The organism is Citrobacter portucalensis (genome assembly GCF_023374935.1).
GTDB classification, from domain to species: domain Bacteria; phylum Pseudomonadota; class Gammaproteobacteria; order Enterobacterales; family Enterobacteriaceae; genus Citrobacter; species Citrobacter portucalensis.
Window position 1 is genome coordinate 349334 of sequence record NZ_CP092466.1, and the last position, 21448, is coordinate 370781.

18 protein-coding genes are annotated in these 21448 nt (G+C 53.4%); 10 read left to right on the forward strand and 8 right to left on the reverse strand.

The annotated features are described in order from the left end of the window. Positions 1 to 259 precede the first annotated feature (259 nt). Positions 260 to 2593, reverse strand: coding sequence for a Tex family protein (locus tag LY264_RS01635; RefSeq protein ID WP_048227412.1), 2334 nt, complete (start codon positions 2591 to 2593; stop codon positions 260 to 262). A 98-nt stretch (positions 2594 to 2691) separates the two neighbouring features. Continuing rightward, a complete protein-coding gene (gene greB / locus LY264_RS01640) occupies positions 2692 to 3165 on the reverse strand; it encodes a transcription elongation factor GreB (RefSeq protein WP_003023524.1) in 474 nt (157 codons plus the stop codon). A gap of 225 nt (positions 3166 to 3390) precedes the next feature. Here greB and ompR point away from each other — a divergent pair, with 225 nt between their 5' ends. Next, positions 3391 to 4110: an osmolarity response regulator transcription factor OmpR gene (ompR, locus tag LY264_RS01645; protein WP_001157751.1), complete on the forward strand. Its 720-nt coding sequence runs from the start codon at positions 3391 to 3393 to the stop codon at positions 4108 to 4110. Continuing rightward, positions 4107 to 5459 (forward strand): two-component system sensor histidine kinase EnvZ, encoded by a 1353-nt coding sequence (gene envZ, locus LY264_RS01650; RefSeq protein WP_003827658.1) that lies wholly within the window; start codon positions 4107 to 4109, stop codon positions 5457 to 5459. Before ompR ends, envZ begins: the two co-directional genes overlap by 4 nt. 74 nt (positions 5460 to 5533) lie before the next feature. Here the strand turns inward: envZ and pckA are convergent, their stop codons facing one another. Continuing rightward, a complete protein-coding gene (gene pckA, locus LY264_RS01655; protein ID WP_003023529.1) occupies positions 5534 to 7156 on the reverse strand; it encodes a phosphoenolpyruvate carboxykinase (ATP) in 1623 nt (540 codons plus the stop codon). A 378-nt stretch (positions 7157 to 7534) separates the two neighbouring features. Between pckA and LY264_RS01660 the strand changes: the two genes are divergently transcribed. Continuing rightward, entirely contained in the window at positions 7535 to 9253 is a 1719-nt protein-coding gene (locus LY264_RS01660; protein ID WP_048227410.1) for a DUF4153 domain-containing protein, read from the forward strand. Between the two features lie 109 nt (positions 9254 to 9362). Here the strand turns inward: LY264_RS01660 and hslO are convergent, their stop codons facing one another. From hslO to igaA, 4 genes are all read right to left on the reverse strand, one after another. Beyond that, positions 9363 to 10241, reverse strand: a complete 879-nt coding sequence (gene hslO / locus LY264_RS01665; protein ID WP_048227445.1) for an Hsp33 family molecular chaperone HslO — start codon at positions 10239 to 10241, stop codon at positions 9363 to 9365. 24 nt (positions 10242 to 10265) lie between these two features. Further along, the gene (gene hslR, locus LY264_RS01670) at positions 10266 to 10667 is read right to left on the reverse strand and encodes a ribosome-associated heat shock protein Hsp15 (protein ID WP_003837900.1); all 402 of its coding nucleotides are present in this window, start codon (positions 10665 to 10667) and stop codon (positions 10266 to 10268) included. 10 nt (positions 10668 to 10677) lie between these two features. Further along, on the reverse strand, positions 10678 to 11346 hold the full coding sequence (gene yrfG / locus LY264_RS01675) for a GMP/IMP nucleotidase (protein WP_003023533.1): 669 nt from the start codon (positions 11344 to 11346) through the stop codon (positions 10678 to 10680). A gap of 62 nt (positions 11347 to 11408) precedes the next feature. Then, entirely contained in the window at positions 11409 to 13544 is a 2136-nt protein-coding gene (gene igaA / locus LY264_RS01680; RefSeq protein ID WP_032945218.1) for an intracellular growth attenuator protein IgaA, read from the reverse strand. A gap of 322 nt (positions 13545 to 13866) precedes the next feature. Here igaA and nudE point away from each other — a divergent pair, with 322 nt between their 5' ends. Beyond that, positions 13867 to 14427, forward strand: a complete 561-nt coding sequence (gene nudE / locus LY264_RS01685) for an ADP compounds hydrolase NudE (RefSeq protein ID WP_003827667.1) — start codon at positions 13867 to 13869, stop codon at positions 14425 to 14427. A 105-nt stretch (positions 14428 to 14532) separates the two neighbouring features. Here the strand turns inward: nudE and mrcA are convergent, their stop codons facing one another. Then, positions 14533 to 17085 carry a peptidoglycan glycosyltransferase/peptidoglycan DD-transpeptidase MrcA gene (gene mrcA / locus LY264_RS01690; protein WP_048227408.1) on the reverse strand — a complete coding sequence of 851 codons (2553 nt, stop codon included), beginning with the start codon at positions 17083 to 17085 and terminating at the stop codon, positions 14533 to 14535. A 120-nt stretch (positions 17086 to 17205) separates the two neighbouring features. Between mrcA and LY264_RS01695 the strand changes: the two genes are divergently transcribed. The 6 genes from LY264_RS01695 to aroK all read left to right on the forward strand — a co-directional run bounded on the left by LY264_RS01695 (position 17206) and on the right by aroK (position 21442). Next, positions 17206 to 17988: a type IV pilus biogenesis protein PilM gene (locus LY264_RS01695; RefSeq protein ID WP_048227407.1), complete on the forward strand. Its 783-nt coding sequence runs from the start codon at positions 17206 to 17208 to the stop codon at positions 17986 to 17988. Beyond that, positions 17985 to 18524, forward strand: a complete 540-nt coding sequence (locus tag LY264_RS01700; protein WP_048227406.1) for a PilN domain-containing protein — start codon at positions 17985 to 17987, stop codon at positions 18522 to 18524. Before LY264_RS01695 ends, LY264_RS01700 begins: the two co-directional genes overlap by 4 nt. Further along, on the forward strand, positions 18508 to 18963 hold the full coding sequence (locus LY264_RS01705) for a HofO family protein (protein ID WP_048227405.1): 456 nt from the start codon (positions 18508 to 18510) through the stop codon (positions 18961 to 18963). The genes LY264_RS01700 and LY264_RS01705 overlap by 17 nt, the downstream gene beginning before the upstream one ends. Continuing rightward, positions 18953 to 19366 (forward strand): HofP DNA utilization family protein, encoded by a 414-nt coding sequence (locus LY264_RS01710; RefSeq protein WP_048227404.1) that lies wholly within the window; start codon positions 18953 to 18955, stop codon positions 19364 to 19366. Before LY264_RS01705 ends, LY264_RS01710 begins: the two co-directional genes overlap by 11 nt. Then, entirely contained in the window at positions 19269 to 20516 is a 1248-nt protein-coding gene (gene hofQ, locus LY264_RS01715; RefSeq protein ID WP_071692513.1) for a DNA uptake porin HofQ, read from the forward strand. The genes LY264_RS01710 and hofQ overlap by 98 nt, the downstream gene beginning before the upstream one ends. Positions 20517 to 20920: 404 nt before the next feature. Then, positions 20921 to 21442 (forward strand): shikimate kinase AroK, encoded by a 522-nt coding sequence (aroK, locus tag LY264_RS01720; RefSeq protein ID WP_003023552.1) that lies wholly within the window; start codon positions 20921 to 20923, stop codon positions 21440 to 21442. The last annotated feature ends 6 nt before the right edge of the window (positions 21443 to 21448 follow it).

Genomic DNA, 21448 nt, shown 5'->3' on the forward strand with positions numbered 1-21448 from the left:
TAATTTGAGCCAATTTTGATATTCCTCAATATTTATTCTGGTTGGAAACGAGTGATTCGCGGAAGTAATTATTGGGGATCTTAATGTTTAATTAAGGTTTCATCTGTTAATGAAGTGATAAATATATTGTGGTGCAAAGCGGGGCATAGATTAAATATGCCGGATGACGACGCTCATGCGTCTTATCCGGCCTACAAATTAATTGCGATAACCTGGCCGGACAGGGCGTTTACACCACCATCCGGCACAGGGTTTAAACTTAGCGTTTTTTACCCATCGCCGCCGCCAACGCATCCATCATCGCGCTGTTGCCCGCAGGCTGTGCGTCACGGCCACGCGGTTTCGCCGCTTTTGGTGCCGGGCGATTGCCCTGAGCGCGATCGTTATTCCCGCCGCCGCGACGCGCATTGGTTTCACCCGGCTGCTCGTCCAGACGCATGGTCAGCGCGATACGCTTACGTTGCAGGTCCACTTCCAGCACTTTCACCTTCACAATGTCGCCCGCTTTCACCACGGTGTGTGGATCTTCGACGAACTTATTCGACAGTGAAGAGATATGCACCAGACCATCCTGATGCACGCCGATATCAACAAATGCGCCGAAGTTGGTGACGTTGGTGACTGCCCCTTCAAGAATCATTCCCGGCAGCAGATCGTTCATGGTTTCTACACCATCGGCAAACTGCGCGGTTTTAAATTCAGGACGCGGATCGCGGCCCGGCTTTTCCAGCTCTTTGATGATGTCGGTGACGGTCGGCACCCCGAAGCGTTCGTCGGTAAAATCAGCGGCTTTCAGATTACGCAATTCGCTGCTGTTACCCATCAGATCACGCAACGATTGCTCGGTGGCAGCCAGAATGCGTTCCACAACCGGATAAGCTTCCGGGTGAACGGTAGAGGCATCCAGCGGGTTATCGCCGTGGTTGATACGCAGGAAGCCCGCGCACTGTTCAAAGGCTTTAGGCCCAAGACGGCTGACTTTTAACAGTTGCTGACGGTTCTGGAATTGACCGTTCTCATCACGCCAGGCAACGATATTCTGCGCCATCATGCGCGTCAGACCAGCAACACGGGTCAGCAGCGGTACGGAGGCGGTATTCAGATCGACGCCGACGGCGTTCACGCAGTCTTCCACCACCGCATCCAGCTTACGCGCCAACTGAGTCTGGCTTACGTCGTGCTGATACTGGCCCACGCCGATAGATTTCGGATCGATTTTCACCAGCTCAGCCAGCGGATCCTGCAGACGACGGGCGATAGACACCGCGCCACGCAGAGATACGTCGAGGTCCGGGAACTCCAGCGCCGCCAGTTCGGATGCGGAGTAAACCGACGCGCCGGCTTCACTGACGATCACTTTCTGCGCGGTCACTTGCGGGAACTGCTTTTGCACGTCGAGGAAGAAACGCTCGGTTTCGCGCGACGCCGTACCGTTACCAATCGCCACCAGTTCAACGTTGTGTTTTTCACACAGCGCCGCAACGGCAACGGCGGCTTTGGCGGCCTGACCGGTATGCGGATAAATGGTGTCGGTCGCGACCAGCTTGCCGGTACCGTCAACCACTGCCACTTTTACACCGGTACGCAGACCTGGATCGAGGCCCATGGTGGCGCGCAGCCCGGCCGGAGCGGCCATCAGCAGGTCATGCAGGTTACGGGCAAAGACGTTGATAGCTTCATCTTCCGCACGTTCGCGCACGGTACCCATCAGCTCCGTTTCGAGGTGCATCAGCACTTTGATGCGCCAGGTCCAGCTAACCACGCCTTTACGCCAGCTGTCTGCTGGGGCGTTGTTCAGGCGTAGTCCCAGGTGATCCCGGATAATCTGCTCGCCGTGGCTCTCTTTTGGTGGCTCATCGAATTGCGGATCGGCATTCAGTGAAAGCTGTAACACACCTTCGTTACGACCACGGAACATGGCCAGCGCACGGTGGGATGGTACTGTAGAAATCGGTTCGTGGTGATCGAAGTAGTCGCGGAACTTAGCGCCTTCCTCTTCTTTACCGCTTACCACGGTGGCAACCAGATGGGCGTTTTTCCACAGATAATCACGTACTTTCGCCAGCAGAGCAGCGTCTTCAGCGAAGCGCTCCATTAGAATGTAGCGCGCGCCGTCGAGGGCGGCTTTGGTATCCGCCACGCCGTTTTCGGCGTTGAGATATTTTGCGGCTTCCATTTCCGGGTCGTGAGACGGTTCGTTCCACAGTAGGTCTGCCAACGGCTCCAGTCCGGCCTCAATGGCGATCTGCCCACGGGTGCGGCGCTTTGGTTTATACGGCAGATAGAGATCTTCGAGTTCGGTCTTACTTAACGTACCGTTGATCGCTTTCGCTAGATCGTCGGTCAGTTTGCCTTGCTCGCCGATAGATTTCAGGATTGCCTGACGGCGGTCTTCCAGTTCACGCAGATATCCCAGACGGGTTTCCAGATTACGCAGTTGCGTATCGTCCAGACCGCCGGTGATTTCCTTACGATATCGTGCGATAAACGGCACGGTGTTCCCTTCGTCAAGCAGGCGAACGGCAGCTTCTACCTGTTCAGCACGAGCCTGAATTTCACCTGCGATAATGCGGCAGAAAGAATCATTCATCATGGATAGCTTCGTCTATAGGATAAAAAATCAGGGGATAGTTATACGGATTGACTGGCAAAAATGCCAGCCATCTGCCGGGGCTTCGGATTGTTCCGGTCTCACTTCACATATTCAATCTCGTTCACGTACCAGCTGGCTTCGCCACCTGGGGTGTTTACTACTGCGAGATCGCCGACCTCTTTTTTCAATAGCGCCCGCGCCATTGGTGAGTCGATTGAGATGTAATCCTTACGACCGAAGATCTCATCGTAGCCAACAATACGGAATTTGCGGATGTCGCCATCGTCATTTTCAATCTCAACCCATGCGCCAAAGAAGACTTTGCCTTCCTGCTGCGGGGAGTAATCGACGATTTTTAGATTCTCCATGCACTTGGTCAAATAACGGACGCGGCGGTCGATCTCACGCAGGCGCTTTTTATTATACTGGTAGTCGGCATTTTCGCTGCGGTCACCCAGACTTGCGGCCCAGGTAACTTTTTTGGTGACTTCCGGGCGCTCTTCACGCCAGAGATAATTCAGCTCTTGTTTAAGTTTTTCATACCCTTCACGGGTTATCAGGGGCGTTTTCATCTTATTGTTTTACCTTCGACTCTGTGATGATGCGCACAATTAGTATTACGTGAGCATATCAACAGAATAAATAATGTATTGCGAGAAACATTGTATACTTAAGCTGCTGTTTAATATGCTTTGTAACAATTTAGCCTGGAATTCATACCAGAATTCGCTGGTGACTCACGTTAGCTTTCTTAAGAATATACACTTAATTGTTGCGAACCTTTGGGAGTAATAACAATGCAAGAGAACTATAAGATTCTGGTGGTCGATGACGACATGCGCTTGCGTGCGCTTCTGGAGCGTTATCTGACCGAGCAGGGCTTCCAGGTTCGAAGCGTCGCAAACGCTGAGCAGATGGATCGTCTGCTGACCCGTGAGTCCTTTCACCTGATGGTGCTGGATTTAATGCTGCCGGGAGAAGATGGCCTGTCTATTTGCCGTCGCCTGCGCAGCCAGAGCAACCCGATGCCGATCATTATGGTCACAGCGAAGGGTGAAGAAGTTGACCGTATCGTAGGGCTGGAAATCGGCGCCGACGATTACATCCCGAAACCGTTTAACCCGCGTGAGTTGCTTGCACGTATTCGCGCAGTCCTGCGTCGTCAGGCGAATGAACTGCCGGGCGCACCTTCTCAGGAAGAAGCGGTTATCGCTTTTGGTAAGTTCAAACTGAACCTCGGTACGCGTGAAATGTTCCGCGAAGATGAGCCGATGCCGCTCACCAGCGGGGAATTTGCGGTACTGAAAGCGCTGGTAAGCCACCCGCGCGAGCCGCTGTCGCGAGACAAGCTGATGAACCTCGCCCGTGGTCGTGAATATTCTGCGATGGAACGTTCTATTGACGTCCAGATCTCCCGTCTGCGCCGCATGGTGGAAGAAGATCCGGCTCATCCACGCTACATTCAGACCGTATGGGGTCTGGGCTATGTCTTTGTTCCGGACGGTTCTAAAGCATGAGGCGAATGCGCTTCTCACCACGAAGTTCGTTTGCCCGCACGTTATTGCTCATCGTCACCTTGCTGTTTGCCAGCCTGGTGACGACATACCTGGTAGTGCTGAACTTCGCGATTCTGCCGAGCCTCCAGCAGTTTAATAAGGTCCTGGCGTACGAAGTTCGTATGCTGATGACCGATAAACTGCAGCTGGAGGACGGTACGCAACTGGTGGTGCCGCCCGCATTCCGCCGGGAAATCTATCGTGAGCTGGGTATTTCCCTCTATTCCAACGAGGCCGCTGAAGAAGCCGGACTGCGTTGGGCGCAACACTACGAATTCTTAAGCCATCAGATGGCGCAGCAGCTGGGTGGCCCAACGGAAGTCCGCGTTGAGGTCAACAAAAGCTCGCCGGTCGTGTGGCTGAAAACCTGGCTGTCGCCCAATATCTGGGTACGCGTGCCGCTTACGGAAATTCATCAGGGCGATTTTTCACCACTGTTCCGCTATACGCTGGCGATTATGCTGCTGGCTATCGGTGGGGCATGGCTGTTTATCCGTATCCAGAACCGACCGTTGGTGGATCTTGAACATGCGGCGCTGCAGGTGGGGAAAGGTATCATTCCGCCGCCGTTGCGTGAGTATGGCGCTTCTGAGGTGCGTTCCGTAACCCGAGCATTTAACCATATGGCCGCAGGTGTGAAGCAGTTGGCCGATGACCGTACGCTGTTAATGGCGGGCGTGAGCCACGATTTACGTACTCCGCTGACGCGTATTCGTCTGGCGACCGAAATGATGGGCGAAGAGGACGGTTATCTCGCGGAGTCCATCAATAAGGACATCGAAGAGTGTAACGCCATCATCGAGCAGTTTATCGATTACCTGCGTACCGGTCAGGAGATGCCAATGGAGATGGCGGATCTGAACTCGGTGCTGGGTGAAGTGGTTGCGGCAGAAAGCGGCTACGAACGTGAAATCGAAACTGCGCTGCTGCCGGGCAGCATTCAGGTGAAGATGCACCCGCTGTCGATCAAGCGTGCGGTTGCCAATATGGTGGTTAACGCCGCCCGCTATGGCAACGGCTGGATTAAGGTCAGTAGCGGAATGGAGCAGCATCGCGCCTGGTTCCAGGTAGAAGATGATGGTCCGGGCATCAAGCCGGAGCAGCGTAAACACCTGTTCCAGCCGTTTGTCCGCGGCGACAGCGCGCGCAGTACCAGCGGCACGGGCCTGGGGCTGGCGATTGTGCAGCGTATTATTGATAACCATAACGGTATGCTGGAGATTGGTACCAGTGAACGCGGTGGGTTGTCGATTCGTGCATGGCTTCCGGTTCCCTTCACTCGCGCGCCGGGCAACACGAAAGACGCATAACAAAGGGAGGCAAAATGCCTCCCTTTTTGTTGCTGTAGGCCGGATAAGGCGAAACCGCCATCCGGCACTTTTCGTTACAGCTTCGGTCCGGCGCTAACCAGCGCTTCACCCGCAGGGGTATCGGTATATTTCTCGAAGTTCTCGATAAACAGTTTCGCCAGTGCATTGGCTTTTTCCTGCCACTGCTCCGGAGATGCGTAGGTATTACGCGGATCGAGAATGCGAGTGTCCACACCCGGCAGCTCGGTCGGGATAGCCAGGTCAAACATCGGCAGACGGAACGTTTCCGCGTCATCCAGCGAACCGTTCAGGATGGCGTCGATAATCGCACGGGTATCTTTGATAGAGATACGCTTGCCGGTACCGTTCCAGCCGGTGTTAACCAGATACGCCTGTGCACCTGCCGCCTGCATACGTTTCACCAGCACTTCTGCGTACTGCGTTGGGTGCAGAGACAGGAATGCTGCGCCGAAGCAGGCAGAGAAGGTTGGGGTCGGTTCGGTGACGCCGCGTTCGGTACCGGCCAGTTTGGCGGTGAAGCCAGACAGGAAGTGGTACTGTGTTTGGTCTGCGGTCAGGCGAGAAACCGGCGGCAGCACGCCAAATGCGTCGGCGGTCAGGAAGATCACTTTGGTAGCATGGCCCGCTTTTGACACCGGCTTAACGATATTATCGATGTGATAAATCGGGTAGGAAACGCGGGTGTTCTCAGTTTTTGAACCATCATCGAAATCGATGGAACCATCTTCGCGCACGGTGACGTTTTCCAGCAGCGCGTCACGACGGATCGCGTTGTAGATTTCCGGCTCGGCATCTTTAGACAGTTTGATGGTCTTCGCGTAGCAACCGCCTTCGAAGTTAAACACACCGTCGTCATCCCAGCCGTGTTCGTCATCGCCAATCAGGCGACGTTTCGGGTCGGTGGACAGCGTGGTTTTACCGGTGCCGGACAGGCCAAAGAAGACTGCCACATCGCCTTTTTCCCCAACGTTTGCTGAGCAGTGCATGGAGGCAATGCCTTTCAGCGGCAGCAGGTAGTTCATTACGGAGAACATACCTTTCTTCATTTCGCCGCCGTACCAGGTACCGCCAATCAACTGGATACGCTCAGTCAGGTTGAAAGCCACGAAGTTTTCGGAGTTCAGACCCTGCTCTTTCCACTGCGGGTTGGTGCATTTAGCGCCGTTCATCACGATGAAATCAGGTTTGAAATCAACCAGCTCTTCGTCGCTTGGGCGGATGAACATGTTTTTGACAAAATGCGCCTGCCAGGCAACTTCGGTAATGAAGCGCACGGAAAGACGGGTATCGGCGTTAGCGCCGCAGAAAGCATCAATGATAAACAGGCGCTTGCCGGAAAGTTGCTGGGTGACTAATCCTTTCAGATGCTGCCAGGTTTCCGGGGAGAGCGGTTTGTTGTCGTTCTTACCTTTACCTTTGTCGGACCACCACAGCGTGTCGCGCGTGGTGTCGTCACGGACAATGTACTTATCCTTTGGCGAACGTCCGGTAAAGATACCGGTATCAACGGCAACGGCGCCCAGATTCGTTAACACGCCACGTTCATAACCTTCCAGGTTTGGATCAAGTTCTTCCTGGAAAAGCGTGTCGTAGTCTGGATTGTAAACGATATCCTGAACGTCATTGATACCATAAGCCTTGAGATCTTGCGGGGTTAAACTGTTGTTCACACGCATTTCACTGCTCCTTAGCCAATATGTATTACCTGGAATAGTAAGGTTTTTTAGGGATTGTTAACCGCGACAAGGCTCATAGATTTACGCATCCGGGAAAATCACGGGCGACCGAATGCGCTGCGACTCCTGTCACAAAGAGGCAGATATTATGGCAGGAAACCCTTTTTTGTTGTGGAAAATGTTCTTAAAACGTTAATGGAGAGTGTTTTTGGCGGGAATCTTGTGAGTGTAATCGCATTCACGTAAGAAATGAATGTGGGTTATACATAAACAATATCGATTCACTTCCCGTCGTCGTGGTCTGAAATCGCTCTATCAATGCTCAAAATTGTGAAGTTGATGCGATAATTAGCTTTTCCCTTCATTCTGGATACTGACATGGATAGTGCTGAAATTTCACGTACGACGCGTTGGGGCATGATATTCATCGGCCTGTTGCAGGGGACATTATGCTATCTGCTGATGACATATCTGGTGCCCCATAATGACGGCTGGCTGTTCTATGGCATGCCTGCGACGATTGCGATCACCTCGGCTCTTTTACTTACTGTTGTTTCTTTCAAACAACGCGCGCTGTGGTACTGGATGGCGCTGATCTTTGTTGTCGTGCTGGCGATGAGTGTCTGGCTAAAGTGGCAAGTCGAGGACAGTGATAAGTGGCGGCAACATGAAGTTTTTATGTTCTATGGTTGGCGCTTACTGCTGATGGCGATGCTTGCTTTGCCCTGGATTCAGTACTCGCTTCATGTCTCTCGTGAGCAGGCGCGTTACCCGCATTTTTATCGGCAATTGTGGCTTAATGCGTTGACGTTGCTGATTGTCTTTGTCGCCAACGGTTTGTTCTGGCTGGTGCTCCTTCTATGGAGCGAGATGTTTAAGCTGGTCGGTATTCCCTTCTTCAGCACGCTCTTCTTTGATACTGACTGGTTTGGCTATGTGGCCTTTGGTCTGATTACCGCACTGGCAGTGGTACTGGCCCGAACACAGTCGCGTCTGGTCACGGCGGTACAAAAATTACTGACGTTTATCGCCACCGGTCTGTTACCTCTGGTCGCGCTGTTGGCGCTGATGTTCATACTGACCTTACCTTTCACCGGGCTGGAGGCTATTTCGCAACGCGTGTCTGCGGCCGGGTTGATGTCAACGCTGACGCTGCTCCTGTTGCTGTTGATGGCTATTGTGCGTGAACCGCAAAAAGAGGCGTTACCCTATCCTGGCGCGTTACGCTACCTGATCAAATGCTCTCTGATTGTCGCGCCCATCTATATGCTGATTGCAGGTTGGTCACTGTGGGTGCGAATACAACAGTACGGTTGGACGCCTGAGCGTTTGTATGGCGTGCTGGTGGTCGTGGTACTGCTGGTATGGTCGTTTGGCTATCTGGCCAGCATTTTGCGCCGCGGGCGCAATCCACTTGAGCTTCAGGGGCCGGTCATTCTTGGCGTTTCGTTGCTGGCGTTGGGGCTGTTGGTTCTGCTGTCATCGCCGGTTATTGATGCCTGGCGCATCAGCGTTAACAGCCATATGAGGCTGTATCACAGCGGAAAAATTAAACCGGATCAAGTCAGCCTGTATATGTTGGATCACAGCGGAAAACCGGGGCGCGCAGCGTTGGAAGCATTACAAAAAGATGTGGCGTTTAATCAAGACAGTAAACGCAGACGCGACTTGATTTCTCTGCTGCAAGGGCGCCGGGATCCGGTTAAAGAGCTAACCGCAACACAGTTAGTATCGAAGGTTGCGATTGCTCCGGGGAGCCAGAAGCCAGACGATGCGTTCTGGGCGTTTGTCAAAACACAGGGGTATCGCATCACCTCTTGTGCTGAGCAGAATGCGTGCGTACTGGTGAGTCAGGACCTCAATGCGGATGGTCATCCTGAGCAGGTGTTATATGCCTTTGGCGATGGGGAGAGTCTGGTCTTCGGCGTGCAAAAAAACAAATGGGATTTGTTAGCTGTTGCCAGGCTACCTGAAGGATTCAATAAGGATAAATTGCTGCAGGCGGTGGCGAATCAGCAACTGGGCTCAGCCCCCAGAATCTGGCGGGATATCACTATTGATGGCAAAAGACTGCCGATGACTTATTACACCGAGTGAGTGTGTTGCCGACATCGTTTTTGCCGGATGGCAGCGCGAACGCCTTATCCGGCCTACGACAGTTTTTCCGTAGGCCTGATAAGCGCCGTGCCATCAGGCAAGACAGTGATTAATGCACCTGGGGATCGGCAGGGGAGGCATTGCTGCGGATCTCAGCAATATCCATGGCGTTAAACAGATAGTGACTACCGCAGTAATCGCAGTGCATATCGATCTCGCCTTCTTCCGCCAGAATGCTGTCCACTTCTTCGTCCGGCAACGTTTTTAGTGCGCCTGCGCAGCGTTCGCGTGAACAGGTGCATTTGAACTCAACGTCCTGTGGATCGTAGAGAGTAACCTCTTCTTCGTGGTACAGGCGCCACAGCACTTCGTTGGCCGGCAGCGTCAGCAGCTCTTCGGCTTTGATGGTTTCGGTCAGGGCGGTCAGGTGATCGAAATCATCTGCCTGCGCGTTTTGCGCCGGCATTACCTGCAGCAGCATTCCGCCAGCAGCGGGTTTGCCATCAACGTCGCCAGTGCGGATGAACAGGCGTGTCGGCAGCTGTTCAGAACGCATGAAGTAATCTTCCAGACACGCTGCCAGCGTGTCACCTTCCAGACCGACCACGCCTTGATAACGCTCGCCTTCTTCCGGGGTAATGGTGATCACCAGGTAACCGTTGCCCACCAGCGTTTTCAGGTTGGCATCTTCAGGAATATCACCCTGCATGCGGGCCACGCCGCGCATCTGCTGATTGTTGTTGCCGTTGATGACGGCCAGGCTCAGCGGACCATCACCCTGCAACTGCACAGTGATATCACCGGCAAATTTCAGCGTGGCGGTGAGCAGGCTGGTGGCAACCAGCAGCTCAGCCAGCACGTTTTTGACCGGCTGCGGGTAAGTATGATTTTCGAGGATCTGTTGCAGGGTTTCCGAAACGGTCACCAGCTCGCCGCGCACGGCAAAGTTTTCAAACAGATAACGATGTAATTGGTCATGTTGCGGCATAATCATCTCTCTTGCAGGTGACAGTCACTCGCTGTCGCCGTGTTTAAATCGTAACAGGTCGCGGCGCTCTTTCTTGTCCGGTCGTCTGTCCGGGTGCGGCATGGTTAACGCGTTAAGTTTACGCGCCAGCGCCATTTTTTCGCGTTTTTCCACGCTTTCCGCGGTTTCTTCATACAGCGTAACGGCTTCCGTTGCCGGGCGACGCTGCTCGGTAATGGCCTTGATAATGACCGTTCGTTCGTCATTTCCCTGGCGAAGGGTGAGGGTGGCGTTCAGCTCGACAATCTTGCTTGGCTTACTGCGCTGGCCGTTGTAGTGCACCTTACCGCCTTCAACCATTTCGCGGGCTAGCGCACGCGTTTTGTAAAAGCGTGCAGCCCACAGCCATTTATCCAGCCTGACTTCAGCAGAGGGCTTTTCTTTCATGGCGTCTCCTTCACATCAGTGAGGGGATCAGTCGGCGGTAGTCATTCAGTGACGGATGGCGTGCGTACTGTTTTTCGGCGATGCCGGAGTCGGGATTGGTCACGCCGAGGCAGTAACGAATACCGTACAGAGCAGCGGCGTCGAGAATGGGTTCGCTGTCATCAATAAACAGCGTCTTCTCTGCACTCATTCCCGTTTCTTCAGCCACAGCGTGCCATAACCGCTGATCCTCTTTGGGATAACCAAATGTGTGGGTGGAAAGTAATAAATCAAGGTGTGAGGCCAGACCGGTATGCTCAAGCTTCACCGCCAGATTATGCGGATGTGCGTTGGTGAGCAAAATACGCCGCTTGCCGCTGGCTTTTAAGGCATCAAGAAACGGTACGGTATCTTCACGCAAAACGGCGCGCGGTCCCTGTTCCGTTGTCATGGCGCAAATATCCAGATCCAGGCACTCGCTCCAGTAATCCAGGCAGTACCAGTTTAGCGTATGCTGCACGGCATGATACTGCTGACGAATATAGTCCTGGGCTTCCTGGGGAGAGATACCCTGCTTCGCGCCATAGGTTTCCGGCACCAGCTTTTGCCAGAAATAGTTATCGAATGCCAGGTCGAGCAGCGTGCCGTCCATATCTAACAACACGGTGTCGACATCCTGCCAGGCAATATTGATATGCATGGAAACTCCCCAGAAGAAAACATGATGCGCGACAGGGTAGCATATCCTGGCGCGCGAGCGTGTTATCGAATCAGGCTTTCCGGGTTGTCAATCAGTGTTGGATTGAGGCAACTTTCATAGTAGCTCTGAATTTCCGCGATGCGGGTGCGGTGACGCTGGTAGCGTCTGAATGCCTGTATGCTGTTGTAGATAGCGCATCCGAGCATGGAGAACATCAGCAGCGTCGTGCCAAGGTAGCGCCATAAACCTGAGCGGTCCGGGATACGGTGCAGTCCAATGTGCTGGGTGCCATTGGCGTCAGTCGAAATATTGGTGACGATCCCCTCCGCGCGAAACGGCGTCTGCATTAGCATCTGTGCCAGGCGCTGGAAGGCGTTCCACTGTTCCTGAGGCGGATAGTCATATAGCGAGGTCGTCGGCCACGGCTGATCGACCAGATCGCTGCCTTCGTCGCTGATAATCAGGAAACCGCCGGGAGCAGGGCTATTCAGCGCCTGGGCTGCTCGCGCAGTCTCGCGTGAAATAAACGGTGCCGTAGAGGTATTCACCAGATTATCCAACGACTCTGCGCTTACCGGACGCAGCAGCACGTTCACGCCATCCAGTTTGCCTGCGTTCGCTCGCTTCACCAGCGCGGCCCAGTCTTTACTGTTACCGAGGTTAACCAGCGCATTCTTTAAGCGTACACATTCATCTTTGGCTGCACACAGATCGGCCGTTTTCAGGACAATCTCACCAAAATCGTCCAGTAACACCATGCCGGACTTTTGGATTGCCGAGCGTAGCGATGCGCTGACGCGAGAGTCATCGTCAGGTTTGGGATGCAGCTGACGGCTCACGGCCTGCGTGAGGGCAGTAGCCTTATTCACCAGGTCAGACTCAGGCAGCGGCAATGCGCGCGCGTCATTCCAGATAATTTGCGAGCAATCGAAAGGCATAAACGGCGTGGCAGGCTGCGCATTCCAGCTCCCTTGGGTATGAATGTTACACATACCCGTACCACTCAGGTGCAGCGTGTCACCCACGCGAACGCCCGCGTTTTCGAGCTGTTTAACGCTGGTGGCTTCGATAGTTTGCGCGCCCTTCATCCAGGAGAGCGTGACCTTTATCGGCATATCCAGCGGGATCCAAAACAGCAGCATCAGTAGTACCAGCAACGAGCCGCCTGCGATGACGGCGTTGCGCAGCCAGTGCTGTAACGGGAAGTTTTTCACTTCATCGTGCAGAGATAAAAAACGCCCCTGGCGGGCAACGTGGCGATCGAGATAAATATCGATATCCGTTTGCTGGCCAAGGTCTTGGGCGATGTAAGGTTGCCAGTGAGGTGGGTAGATCAGATCAATAATACCCAGCGAGATATTATTAATTTGTTCCTGGTCGTTTTCGCCAAACAATCCCCAGCGACGCGGCGTACCGCGCAGACAATGAATTTCCCGCAGGGCGCTTTTAGACGGCGGGGCGAACAATCCCCACAGACCCGCAGCTAACAGCAATACCGCGCCACCAACTGCCCACGGAACAAACGTGTTCGGGATAACCAAACAGAAAAAGAACAGCAGGAATGAGGCGGTTATCAGCAACGCCTCGCGCAATCCCGAAGGGCGGCTGAGCGCATATTCTTCATGGGTTTCCTGGCGAATATTCAGCAGTTCAATCTGCTCACTTTCTTCACCACGAATGGAAGCCTGGGTAGAAGCGGTGTGCTGTAACGCATAACCTCGCGCTTCCTGCATATATTCCTGCAGCGTATGGCCGTTCAACGAGATAACCAGCGGTATCGTATTGGTGTGGATTATCTCAACGCTGTTTTCGTCGTTGATGTATTGTTCCCAGAAAGGGGGAAGATGTACCTCAACGGAATCAAGATAGTAGCGCCATTTGTTAGGATCGTCGGTGGTAATGCCGTAACGTGTAATCGAACGAGTAAGCACGATGACGCTATTACTTTGGGCATTCAACGTTAATGAGACTGGCGCAGCACTGGCTCCTGTTGGACCAGGAACTTGCTGAATTTGACTAAGGCTTTCGAGATAGTTTTCGACTGCGCTGCGTTCTTCAGGTGTGAGTTTACGTTTCGAGGCGTCTGAGAAGACACTGCTCAAGGGTAAATTCTTCTGCCTGGATTTTGATTTGAGTAGCCATCCTGCAAGCAATGAGCAGGCCAGCAAAGCAGCTAAAAAAATCAGAATGGTGCTCATGCTTTCCCCATCTTACTTAGTCTGTCAGGCGTGGTCAGTCGCACCCTGTTCAATATTCGTGATTCTGTGGTTGGCTATCGGCAAGTGTGGAGTCGAACTTGAGCATCTTTAAGTACAGCCCAGTAAATGCGAATCATAGCAAAATCACCAAAAATGGAATATCAGCAAATTCCTGGAGTTATTTCAACCTATTGACTTTTAATTTGAAATAGGGACTAACTTTTAGTACGTTACATAAATGTAAATAAACGGCAATTCACATTGCCGAAACCGTGCGGTATATCGCACAATAACCCCAGATTTCACAGCAAAGATCCTCACAATGAGCAAATCATTACAGAAACCCACGATTTTGAAAGTGGAAACCGTCGCCCAATCCCGGCTGTTTAAGGTCGAAAGCGTGGACCTTGAGTTCAGCAATGGTGTACGCCGCGTTTATGAACGTATGCGTCCATCCACGCGTGAAGCGGTAATGATTGTGCCGATTGTTGACGACCATCTGATCCTTATTCGCGAGTACGCGGTCGGGACGGAGTCCTACGAACTGGGTTTTTCCAAGGGATTAATCGATCCTGGCGAAAGCGTGTTTGAGGCGGCGAATCGGGAGCTGAAAGAAGAGGTGGGGTTTGGCGCAAAAGATCTGACGTTTTTAAAGAAACTTAGCATGGCGCCATCTTATTTCTCCAGCAAGATGAACATCGTGGTGGCAGAGGACTTATATCCTGAATCGCTGGAGGGTGATGAACCCGAGCCATTACCGCAGGTGCGCTGGCCGCTGGCGCATTTGATGGACCTGCTGGAAGATCCTGATTTTCATGAAGCACGTAATGTCAGTGCGCTGTTCCTCGTCCGTGAATGGCTGAAAGGGCAGGGACGGCTTTAATTACGATTGCCAACTGATACCTTATCCAGCCTACAAAATTCCGGAAGATCAAATAATTGTACCGAAATTGTAGGCCGGATAAGCGAAGCGCCATCCGGCAATCGATCAGAACAGTTCGTGTGTCTCACCATTATCGATAATGGTTGTCCCTACCTCGTGTACCGCCTGCTGCGTTGGCTGAGTACCTTCAATGAAATACTCTGCACGGCTGTTACCGCCGCTCGCCAGTTGACCGGTACTGCGATCGATATTGACCGTCACGATACCCGGCGGTGGCGTCAGCGGCTGTTCAGGCACACCTTCCAGCACGGATTTCATGTAAGCATCCCATGCAGGCTGTGCACTCTTCGCACCGCCTTCGTAGCCGGAGATTTGGTCTTTGATCGCGCCGGAAGCCGTTGTATGACCAAGGTTGCGGCGATGGTCATCAAAGCCGATCCATACCGACGTTACTACCCCTGGTCCGTAACCGGAGAACCACGCATCTTTAGAGCTGTTGGTGGTCCCGGTTTTCCCACCGATATCATGACGCTGTAAATCGCGACCTGCGCGCCAACCGGTTCCCATCCAGCCTGGTTCACCAAAGATATTGGTGTTCAGCGCGCTTTTAATCAGGAAGGCCAGCGGCGTGTTGATCACGTGCGGAGCGTACTCCTGTGTGCCGCTTTGCGCGACCAGAGCCTGGTTTGCCTGCTCAAGTTGCGGCATAGGCACGGCGGCATTCTGCTGTTCTTGCGAGACGGCGACATCTTCTACGTTACTGTTTTCCAGCACATTAGATTTCTGGGTATCGCCATATATCACCGGAATATCGCATTCCGGGCAGGCAATTTTCGGCTTCGCTTCGAAGATAACGCCGCCCATATCGCTTTCAATCTTACTGATGAAATACGGATCGACCAGGAAGCCGCCATTAGACATCACCGCGTAACCGCGCGCCACCTGCAACGGCGTGAACGAAGCCGAACCCAGCGCCAGTGACTCGGTATGCACAATGTTCTGTGCCGGGAAACCGAAACGTTGCAGATACTCTGCCGCGTAATCCACGCCCATAGCGCGCATGGCGCGTACCATCACTACGTTTTTCGACTGACCCAGCCCCTGACGTAAGCGGATAGGACCGGCGTACTGCGGTGGGGAGTTCTTCGGCTGCCAGTCGGAACCAGCACCGGCATCCCAGCGGGAGATCGGCACGTCGTTGAGCATGCTCGCCAGCGTCAGACCTTTATCCATTGCGGCGGTATACAGGAATGGCTTGATGTTGGAGCCCACCTGGCGTAACGCCTGGGTTGCACGGTTAAACTTGCTCTGGTTGAAGTCAAAACCACCAACCAGCGCCAGCACCGCGCCGTTTTGCGGATTGATGGAGACCAGGGCGGAGTTGACGTCCGGCACTTGCGCCAGCCACCAGGCATCTCCCACCTGGCGTACCCAGATTTGCTGGCCAGTCTGTACTACGTCAGTCACTTTACGCGGCGTTGGGCCTTGTTGAGTATCCGAACGGTAAGGACGCGCCCAGCGCATACCATCCATGCGTAATGACACTGACGTACCATCCGCCAGCGCGGCAATGGCTTCCTGCGGATTGGCGCTGGTAACAACCGCCGGCAGCAGGGGGCCATAAGTCGGCAGCGCTTTCAGCGTATCGGTAATTTTCTTGCTGTCCCAACTGCTTTCGCCCACTTTCCACAGCACGTTTGACGGGCCGCGGTAGCCGTGGCGCATGTCGTAATCCATCACGTTGTTACGTACTGCCTGCTGAGCCGCCTGCTGTACTTTGCGCGTAATGGTGGTGGTGATGCGATACCCGTCTTCATAGGCTTTCTCGCCATAACGGTTATACATCTCCTGGCGCACCATCTCAGACAGATACGGTGCAGAGAAAGCGATTTCCGGCGCATGGTAGTTGGCATCAATGGCCTCGCCGCGCGCCTGATCGTACTGGGCCTGTGTGATGTAGTTTTCGCTCAACATACGCGACAGTACAACGTTACGTCGCGCGGTTGCACGGTCCATCGAATAGAGCGGGTTGAAGGTTGACGGCGCTTTTGGCAGACCGGCAATCACCGCAATTTCACTTAAGCTGAGCTGATCAACCGTTTTACCGAAATAGACCTGCGCGGCAGCACCCACGCCATAGGCGCGATACCCCAGATAGATCTTGTTCAGATACAGTTCGAGGATCTCATCTTTACTCAGCAGTTGTTCAATGCGGATTGCCAGGAACACTTCCTTGATCTTACGCATCAGCGTACGTTCCGGGCTCAGGAAGAAGTTTCTCGCCAACTGTTGGGTAATGGTACTCGCCCCTTGCGACGCGTGACCGGAGAACAGCGCGACGCTTGCCGCACGGAAGATCCCCACCGGGTCTACCCCGTGGTGCTCATAAAAGCGGCTGTCTTCTGTGGCGATAAAGGCTTTGAGCATTACCGGCGGCATCTGATCCAGCGTGACCGGGATTCGACGTTTCTCGCCATATTGCGCGATCAGCTCGCCGTCAGCGCTGTAAACCTGCATCGGGATCTGTAAACGCACATCTTTGAGCGTCGCGACGTCAGGCAATTGCGGCTCGATATAGCGATAGAGGCCATAAATCGAGCCTGCTCCCAGCAGGATGCAACATACTGCAAGGATTAATAAATACTTTACGAACTTCACTGGAGATTTCCCATTTAGTGGCATTTGGGCAGTTTATAAACAAACGCGCGGTAGTATAAAGGCAAGCCAGACGCATTGATATACCCGTTAAAGCGACGGGTGATAAGGAGATCATCAGCAATGGCTTTCAATATCTGGAAAATTGGTCTGCATATTCAGCAACATGAAGCGCTGGCTGTCGCTATCGTTCGCGACGCATCCGGTTGGTATCTGCAACGCTGGTGGCGTATACCGCTGACGCCTCAGGCTATCGTCGATGGCCACATTCGCGAGCCTGAACAGCTGGTCGCCGCGCTGCTGCCGTGGAGCCGGGAGCTTCCTCGCCGACACCATATTCATCTCTCTTTTCCCGCCAACAGGACGTTACAAAAAAAGTTTCCTCGTCCGACAATGACGTTACGCGAGCCAGAGCAAACCGCATGGTTGTCTGGTTCGATGGCGCGTGAACTGGATATGGCGCCGGATGCGCTGTATTTTGATTATAGCGAAGACACGTTGAGCCCGGCGTTTAACGTCACTGCTGCGCAAAGCAAAGAGATTTCAGCGCTTCTGACGCTTATCCAAACCCTGAAGGTGCAGGTTACGGCGATTACACCGGATGCCAGCGCGTTACAGCGATTTATTCCCTTCTTGCCAGAGCATCAGCAGTGTCTGGTATGGCGTGATGACGCCCAGTGGTTATGGGCGACCCGTTCGGCATGGGGACGTAAATCAACGGGCGATATTGGCAGTATCGATGAGCTTGCCACGACATTATCTCTGCCCACGACAGCCATTGCGCAATGCTCCCCTGGCGGCTTCGATCCTTTGCGCGCCGTGTCTGTACGCCAGCCGCCCATTCCAACGCAAAGTCATCACTTCGCCATTGCGCTGGGACTCGCTATGGGAGGCGCGTACCGATGATAGCGACCATTAATCTTCTGCCCTGGCGTCAGACTCGGCGTTACGCTTGCCTGCGCTTCTGGGGCATCTTATTTAGCGCTTCGCTACTGCTTAGTATTGGCGTGTTGTTGCGCAATTACAGCGTGTTGAGTGTAGAAAATCGGGCTGAATTGTTGCTGGCAGATGCCGAAAAAACGCGTGTCGAGGCCTTAATGGCGCTAAAGCCGCGTATGCAGCAGCGCCAGCAACGATGGCAACAGGCACAGGCACGGAACAAACAGCGTGAGCAGACCCGAAGCTGGCAGTCGGTTTTGCAAGAGCTGGCGGAATTACTGCCTGAGCAGGCGTGGTTAACAAAAATGACCTGGCAGCAGGACGCGCTGGAACTGACGGGAAACACGCTGAACTTTGCCGCGCTGAAGACTCTGGAAGCGCAATTACGCCAGCAGCCATTATTTCAGTTGAGCAGCCCCGGTGAAACGCAGCAGGATGCGCAGGGACGATGGCAATTCCACTATCGACTGACACGGAGCGGTGCACATGATAACGCTCTGTGATGTCTGGTTAGCGCAGTCGCCGCGCTTTCGACTCATCTGCTGGTGCGGCTGGATGTTGGGGCTACTCATACTGGTGACGTTATGTCTTTATCCCGTAGCGCGGGAGCGGACGATGCAACGCGAGACGCTGGTCCAGCAACGTGCAGCTATTCAGATGCAATGGCGAGATGTCTATCTGCTAGCGGCATCACCAGCAGAGCCGGAAGAGAAACTGACCCTGTTCTCTCCACTACTGTTTCAGACTTCACTTACTCGTCTTATCCACTGGCAACCCTCTGCGCAAGGCGGAGAGATAGCGCTGATATCGGCCTGGGATGCTATCCCGCAGACGTTTGTCCAGTTGGCGGATCAGGGGATGAACGTCAGCCGATTTTCGCTTAGCGCAGAAGACACGGAGCTGCTGCTAACGCTACAGCTGGAGCGCCTGAATGACGGTTGAACGCTGGCTGTTGGCATGTATGAGCGTACTGATGCTCACCGGTATGCGTAATCCCTTCCTGCCGCCGGAGGACCGTTGCCAAATTGCTGAGCTGTCGACATGGCGTTTTCAGGGCATGGTGAGCCAGGGCACGCGACCCATCGGCATAGTTCAGGATAGCCAGAAAAAATGGCGGCGGGTTAAGCCAAATGACGTCCTGAAAAACGGTTGGACGATTACGCAGATAACGGCCCAGAACATAACCCTCGGCACAGAAAAAAACTGCGAACCGCCGCGGTGGCAGTGGCAACGACAAGGAGCGGTAAATGAAGCGATGGATAGCGTGGATAGTAATAGCGCTGGCGGTCGGGATAACGAGCGCACTGGCGACGAAACCGCAAAACGTGACGCTGGTGGTCGATGATGTGCCGGTTACGCAGGTATTGCAGGCGCTGGCTGAACAGGAGCAGAAAAACCTGGTGGTTTCGCCGGATGTCAGCGGTGTGCTGTCGCTGCATTTGACGGATGTCCCCTGGGAGCAGGCATTGCAGACGGTGGTAAAAAGTGCCGGGCTGGTATTACGCCAGGAGGGCAACATCCTGCATGTGCATTCTGTTCAATGGCAGAGTGAAAATGCGGCTCGTCAGGACAATGAACAGGCACGGATTCAGGCTAGTTTGCCGCTGGAGCAGCGCAGCATTATTTTGCACTATGCCGATGCCGCCGAGCTGGCAAAAGCAGGAGAAAAGCTGCTCAGTGCCAAGGGAAGCATGACGGTGGATAAACGGACCAACCGCTTACTGCTGCGTGATAATAGCGTTGCGCTGAACACCCTGGAAAAGTGGGTGGCGCAAATGGATTTGCCGGTTGCCCAGGTTGAACTGGCGGCGCACATCGTCACCATTAATGAAAAAAGTTTGCGCGAGCTGGGGGTGAAGTGGTCGCTGGCTGACGCACAACAATCGGGGGCGGTTGGGAATGTCACGACGCTCGCCAGCGACCTTTCTGTAGCCACCGCCACATCCCGTGTGGGATTTAATATTGGCCGCATTAACGGTCGTTTACTGGAACTGGAGTTGTCTGCGCTGGAGCAAAAACAGCAGTTGGATATCATCGCCAGCCCACGATTACTGGCATCTCACCTGCAACCTGCCAGTATTAAGCAGGGCAGTGAGATCCCTTATCAGGTCTCCAGCGGTGAAAGCGGTGCGACATCCGTCGAGTTCAAGGAAGCGGTACTGGGGATGGAGGTAACACCAACGGTGTTGCAGAAAGGGAGAATCAGGCTGAAACTGCATATCAGCCAGAATGTTCCCGGACAGGTTCTACAGCAGGCAGATGGCGAAGTGTTGGCTATCGATAAGCAGGAGATTGAAACTCAGGTCGAGGTAAAAAGCGGCGAGACGATTGCGCTTGGCGGGATTTTTTCACATAAGAATAAATCCGCAGCCGACAGCGTGCCGCTATTAGGCGACATTCCCTGGCTTGGCTCTCTTTTTCGCCATGATGGTAAAGAAGACGAACGGCGCGAATTAGTGGTCTTTATTACGCCCAGACTGGTTTCAACGGAATAACTTATGCATGAAAAGCCGTTGTTTTTGCACTGAACACGTTTCAGGGATTTGACGTGAGGGTGTATTTAGCATACAAGGAGTACCGATTTGAGCGTCGGTACTTTTCTTTACTTATGCGGCAGTGAATACGCTTTGCCTTTCCGGTGGTGTGCCATAGGCTTATTGGGTGTCATTTGACTGCGCGATACGTCGCCAGGTCTGATGTTTGCAGGGTAGCATGCCTGCCACGACCAGAAATGCGTTAGGTTTGGTGATTTATTCAGTTGCCAAACCCGCTTGAGTATTGAGATAATTTTCAGTCTGACTCTCGCAATATCTTATGAGGTTTCAGTTCATGTCCTGCTGCGCTGGGTGTCTGCGAAGCGGGTTTACCATTAACGAATAGTCTTAGTAGTACCGAAAAAATGGCAGAGAAACGCAATATCTTTCTGGTTGGGCCTATGGGTGCCGGAAAAAGCACTATTGGGCGCCAGTTAGCTCAACAACTCAATATGGAATTTTACGATTCTGATCAAGAGATTGAGAAACGAACCGGAGCTGATGTGGGCTGGGTCTTCGATGTAGAAGGTGAAGACGGCTTCCGTGATCGCGAAGAAAAAGTCATCAACGAGTTGACGGAAAAACAGGGTATTGTGCTGGCAACTGGCGGTGGCTCTGTAAAATCACGTGAAACACGTAACCGTCTTTCCGCGCGTGGCGTCGTGGTCTATCTTGAAACGACAATTGAAAAACAACTTGCACGTACTCAACGTGACAAGAAACGCCCGCTGCTGCAGGTAGAATCACCGCCTCGTGAAGTTCTGGAAGCGTTGGCTGACGAACGCAATCCTCTGTACGAAGAGATTGCTGACGTGACCATTCGCACCGACGATCAGAGCGCAAAAGTCGTAGCAAACCAGATTATTCATATGTTGGAAAGCAACTAATTCTGG

Coding starts and splice junctions, on each gene's coding strand:
- LY264_RS01635 (WP_048227412.1), bottom strand. CDS start 2,593: ATGATGAATGATTCTTTCTGCCGCATTATCGCAGGTGAAATTCAGGCT.
- greB (WP_003023524.1), bottom strand. CDS start 3,165: ATGAAAACGCCCCTGATAACCCGTGAAGGGTATGAAAAACTTAAACAA.
- ompR (WP_001157751.1), top strand. CDS start 3,391: ATGCAAGAGAACTATAAGATTCTGGTGGTCGATGACGACATGCGCTTG.
- envZ (WP_003827658.1), top strand. CDS start 4,107: ATGAGGCGAATGCGCTTCTCACCACGAAGTTCGTTTGCCCGCACGTTA.
- pckA (WP_003023529.1), bottom strand. CDS start 7,156: ATGCGTGTGAACAACAGTTTAACCCCGCAAGATCTCAAGGCTTATGGT.
- LY264_RS01660 (WP_048227410.1), top strand. CDS start 7,535: ATGGATAGTGCTGAAATTTCACGTACGACGCGTTGGGGCATGATATTC.
- hslO (WP_048227445.1), bottom strand. CDS start 10,241: ATGCCGCAACATGACCAATTACATCGTTATCTGTTTGAAAACTTTGCC.
- hslR (WP_003837900.1), bottom strand. CDS start 10,667: ATGAAAGAAAAGCCCTCTGCTGAAGTCAGGCTGGATAAATGGCTGTGG.
- yrfG (WP_003023533.1), bottom strand. CDS start 11,346: ATGCATATCAATATTGCCTGGCAGGATGTCGACACCGTGTTGTTAGAT.
- igaA (WP_032945218.1), bottom strand. CDS start 13,544: ATGAGCACCATTCTGATTTTTTTAGCTGCTTTGCTGGCCTGCTCATTG.
- nudE (WP_003827667.1), top strand. CDS start 13,867: ATGAGCAAATCATTACAGAAACCCACGATTTTGAAAGTGGAAACCGTC.
- LY264_RS01695 (WP_048227407.1), top strand. CDS start 17,206: ATGGCTTTCAATATCTGGAAAATTGGTCTGCATATTCAGCAACATGAA.
- LY264_RS01700 (WP_048227406.1), top strand. CDS start 17,985: ATGATAGCGACCATTAATCTTCTGCCCTGGCGTCAGACTCGGCGTTAC.
- LY264_RS01705 (WP_048227405.1), top strand. CDS start 18,508: ATGATAACGCTCTGTGATGTCTGGTTAGCGCAGTCGCCGCGCTTTCGA.
- LY264_RS01710 (WP_048227404.1), top strand. CDS start 18,953: ATGACGGTTGAACGCTGGCTGTTGGCATGTATGAGCGTACTGATGCTC.
- hofQ (WP_071692513.1), top strand. CDS start 19,269: ATGAAGCGATGGATAGCGTGGATAGTAATAGCGCTGGCGGTCGGGATA.
- aroK (WP_003023552.1), top strand. CDS start 20,921: ATGGCAGAGAAACGCAATATCTTTCTGGTTGGGCCTATGGGTGCCGGA.